Source organism: Gilliamella sp. App4-10, from assembly GCF_001690495.1.
In the GTDB taxonomy this organism is placed as follows: Bacteria; Pseudomonadota; Gammaproteobacteria; order Enterobacterales; family Orbaceae; genus Gilliamella; species Gilliamella apicola_G.
The window spans coordinates 1-4,783 of the sequence record NZ_LZGS01000047.1; the positions used below are offsets into that span (position 1 = coordinate 1).

The 4,783-nt window shown below is 41.8% G+C and carries 1 protein-coding gene and 1 pseudogene; both read left to right on the plus strand.

The genetic code is table 11. The features are described 5' to 3' along the window. Positions 1-2,245, plus strand: a 2,245-nt coding sequence (locus A9G23_RS10100; protein ID WP_065587494.1) for a type VI secretion system Vgr family protein, incomplete at its 5' end; no start/stop codon positions are given. Between the two features lie 11 nt (positions 2,246-2,256). After that, a pseudogene (locus tag A9G23_RS10105) lies at positions 2,257-4,783 on the plus strand (hypothetical protein); the annotation flags it as partial.

Genomic DNA, 4,783 nt, shown 5'->3' on the forward strand with positions numbered 1-4,783 from the left:
TCAACCGTATCAAAGCGTAATGTCAACAATCTCATCATTAAGTGACTTACCGTCGGTGAATGATAAACGCACCTTGCATGGGGTGATTACTGAGTTTAGTCTGTTATCGGTCAATAAAGAGGAAGCTCATTATCAGGTGGTATTATCTTCGTGTTTAGCACGGCTGGCTATTGGGCAACATAGTGCCATATTTCAACAGCAAAGCGTGGTGAGTGTAGTTGAAGAAGTGCTGCGCAGTCATGGTTTAACGGGCATTGATTACCGTCTAGAGTTAAAAGAGAGCTATCCTGAGCGGGAGTTTATCACGCAGTGGCAAGAAAGTGACCTTGAATTTATTCAACGCTTATTGGCCGATGTGGGTATCTGGTTTCGCTTTGAAACCCACGCCGAGCGCCACTGTGATGTAATGGTGTTAAGTGATTATGAGCAAGGCTATGCGCAGGTGGCTAATATTGACGATAAGCCCCCCAGTGGCATGGCAGATAGTGGCGTTGAAAGTGTGTGGGATATCAGCCTGCATAGCGAAGTGGTGGTCTCCTCAGTCAAGGTACAAGACTATCACTACCGTGATGCCCTCGCTGATTTACAGGGGGAAGTTAACACCCAACCCAAAGACCGCACCACCTATGGCAGCGACTATCGTTATGCTGAGCACTATCAAGGCTTAGATAGCAACGGACAGGAAAATCCACACACTCGTGATGATGATAATCGTGATAACGGCAATAATTCTAATGAGAATAATACGCATGACGAAAATCAGATTGAAAGCGGTCAATGGTATGCCCGTATTCGCCATGAACAGGCGATTAGCCAGCAAATTATTCTCAAAGGCAAGAGTAATCACTATCACCTTGCCCCCGGTCAATGGATTAACCTCAACGGCAGCCCGCTGGCAGATATCAATGACGGTATCATCATATTAAGTGTACAAGGGCAGGGTAACCGCAGTGATGCTTATGCACTTACCTTTACCGCCATGCCCTATCAAGCCTTAAAACCCTATCGCCCTACGCCCATACGCTGGCCACAAGTCAGTGGTACTTTACCGGCAAGGGTCACCAGTCCCGACAATGACATTTATGGCTATATTGATACCCAAGGACGCTATCGGGTTAAATTTAACTTTGATTTAAAAGAGTGGAAAAGTGGCATGGAAAGCTTGTGGGTCCGTTTAGCCAAACCGTATGCGGGTAACACCTATGGCTTTCACTTTCCCTTAATTGACGGCACTGAAGTGGCCATCGCCTTTATGCAGGGCAATCCCGATAGGCCGTATATCGCCCATGCGATGCATGACAGTGCTCACCCCGACCTTGTTACCACCATTAACAAACACCGCAATGTGATTCGCACGCCGGCTAATAACAAACTGCGCATGGATGATAAACGCGGGCAAGAGCATATTAAACTGGCCACCAAATACGGCAAAACTCAACTTAACATTGGTCACTTAGTTAACGAAAAAAAACAACCCCGCGGTGAAGGCTTTGAACTGCGCACTGATGAATGGGGAGCGATTGCTGCCAACAAAGGCTTATACCTAACCACGCAAACCCAGCCGAAAGCGCAAGGCAAACAGCTCGATATGCAAGCGGCAATAAGCCAACTTGAAAATGCCCTCTCCATTGCCAAAGCCCTACAAAATGCCACCACCCAGTCCGAGGCGCACAGCGCCGATACCGACAGCCAAGCGCAACTTAAAGCCAACTTAACTCAGCTAACCCAAAGTGGCCTACTGGCCTATGCGCAAGAAGGCATGGCCCTAACTAGTCCTGAAAACATCCAACTGACAACAGCTAGCAGCCTCACCTTAACCAGCGAACATCAAACTGATATCAACGCTTTAAACAACGTCACTGTTTCATCGGGCGAGGCTATTGGCTTATTTGCGCAAAAAGCGGGCATGAAACTGTTTGCCAACCAAGGTGATATTGAAGTGCAAGCCCAAAACGCCAACCTCAATATGGCGGCCAAGCAAGATATTAAAGTGGATAGTGTGGATGGTAAAGTCACCATTACCGCCAAAGATAACCTCACCCTCATTTGTGGTGGCTCTTATATCAAAATTAGCAGTGAAGGCATCGAACTTGGCACGCCAGATAATGTCTATCTTAAATGTAATGTGATGCAGAAGATGGGGCCGGCAAGTATAGAGGATAATAAACTTAAATTCTCAAAAAGTGATGTTGATGTCGCGCTTATGCGATTAATAGAGAGTGACCATATTAATTTTTCAGGTTAAGGAACTAAAAAATGACATTATCAGCGGTAAAAAAATGGAAATATCCCGTTATTATAGATGGAAAAGAGAAATTAAGCGCAAATGCTTATTACGAAGCATTAATGTCGGCATCAACGGGGTTTTATCCTGTCAGTGTAAACAAGCTTATACATAGTGGCGTTCATTTTGATTTAAATGCTCTTAAAAAGTTGGGGAATGAAAATGAGCGTAGAGTGCATTGTATTGCTGATGGTGAGATTATAGCTTATCGGGTTAATGACCATTATCAAAAAATAGATAAAGGCGATGAAGTTGTTTTTTTCTCAACGGGTTTTGTTCTGGTTAGGCACTTGCTTGAAATGGAGCGTGTAGAAGAAACGCCAGTATCAGAAAGTGATACAACCGAAAATAACACCAATACAGAAGGGACATCGGCGGATACTAATCAGGCGCAATCACCAAGTAATAGTACCGATACAACAACGCCTACACCCCCTACAACCCCTCAGACAAATACAGAGACAGCGACCGACACATCCTCTTCATCTGAAGCGGCAACAACGTCAGAGACAACACCCAACACGACCGAGCCAGCAAAAGAAAAACAACCAGGACACCGTCTTTATTTTTATAGTTTGTATATGCATTTAGCTGATACAATCTATTACGATAAAAATCCTAAAGAGCCAACCCCCGCATTTTGGGAGCAGGATATTTATCGTGTTCGCGTAGGGCATAAGGACTTAGATTACGTAGCTGGGTTAAATATTCGAGAAACACCCGATAATTCAAATAATAAAAATATACGCGCAGTGTTACAAAAAGGCACAAAAGTCAATTTAAATCTAGATTTGCATGATGAAAAATATGAATGGTATGCTGTTTCGAGTTTTGCCGAGGGGTATTCCTCAATTCCTGAATTAAAACCTCGCAAATCTGATGAAACAGAAACAGGAGTCGATATTTTAGGTTGGGTGTATACTGGCAAAGCAGTAACAACATCAGAATTTGAAATATTGAGTAGTGAAACGGATATAACATTGGCGAAAGAAAAAAAAGAATTTAACGCTAATTTAGTAAAATCTAAAGGTTTAAGAGTCTGGAATGACTTTAAGGATAAAAACGATAAAAAACTTTACTCAATGCTACCAGAGGGCACACAAGTTAAAATATCAGGAGAGAAAGAAACGAAAAGTTATGTTGAGTTAATGGAAGTGGTTCGAGATGGAAAGCCCACACTACCGTTACCGGCAGAAAAGAAAAAAGTTTGGTATGATTGCCTTGAAAATATAGTCAGAGGGAAAAAATACAACGAAGTGGTGGTTTTAGATAAGCCCTTTCCGATTAAAGCGGGTGATTTAGTGGGTCATATTGGTCATAACCAAAATAAAGGTATACTCAAAAGCAAATATTCTAATCTTGAAACCTTGCCATTAGGTGAAAGTTTAAATGATAGCGAATTTTGTCCTCATTTACATGTTGAATGTTTCACCTGTGAAGACTTGCTAAGTTATATTACTCAAACGCAAGCAGAAGCGAGTAAAATCCCAGAGGAAGATAAAGCCTTTTTGGGTATAGCTAAACAGGTCAAACTACTGGAAAAAGAAGCAGCATCGGATACGACAGTGGGTAAACCGTATGCAAAGAGCAAAATCAATATAATGAGTCAAGATGTGAAGGTGGCTTGGTTACAAATTGAAATACAGTCATCAGAAACTGAGATAAAGACATTATGGATAAAAAATGAAGCGGCTATTGCCAAAGTAGCCAAACCCAATGGGGAGTTGTCTTTAGCTGAAAACACGGCGGCTTGGACTAAGCATCCTTTACAAGCGAGTAATATACCCAGTAGCACACTGATTGTGGGCACGGCATTACGGGTTGAGATGAATGATGCAAAGTTATCACTAAGCGACAATCGAGCAATAGATGCCCAAGGTAACTTGTGGTTAAAAGTCGATGTACTTGATGATAAAAACCGAAAAAGAAGTGGTTGGGTGTTAGTGAATGGTGAAGGTGCTAAGCGGGTCAGTTGTTGGGATTGGTTTGATTTTATGCAGATAAAAGAAACGTCCACATTAAAAGAAATCTACCTTGACGCAGACAAATCGTTAAAACGTAATAAAGACAACCATGCATTATCGCAATATAAACCAACAATAAAAGAAACATTATCTATTCTTGATAAGCAATACCCTGTTGAAACAAAAATATATACCAGTATAAAAGAAGCAAGTTTTAAAGGTATTGCAGATAAACCGATGTTATTTACGGCATTAAGTCGCTTATTAGTCAATTACGAAAGCGAATGGTATAGTGAAATTGATGCTGAAGGCAAAATGCCGAAATGGGAAGCGTTAAACAGCGAAATGACGGAAAATGCTAAAAATATATTAGCGTATTTACAAACAGGTGACGAAGCAAAATTAGATGCATATTTAAGCCGTGTAGGTAAAGCAAAGGACTCCCCTGAAGCGAAAGGGTTTGAAACACTAAGACGAGAAATAAGCCGTTTTCCTGCTGATTATCAACAATCACCATCGGAAAAGTTGACTAAAG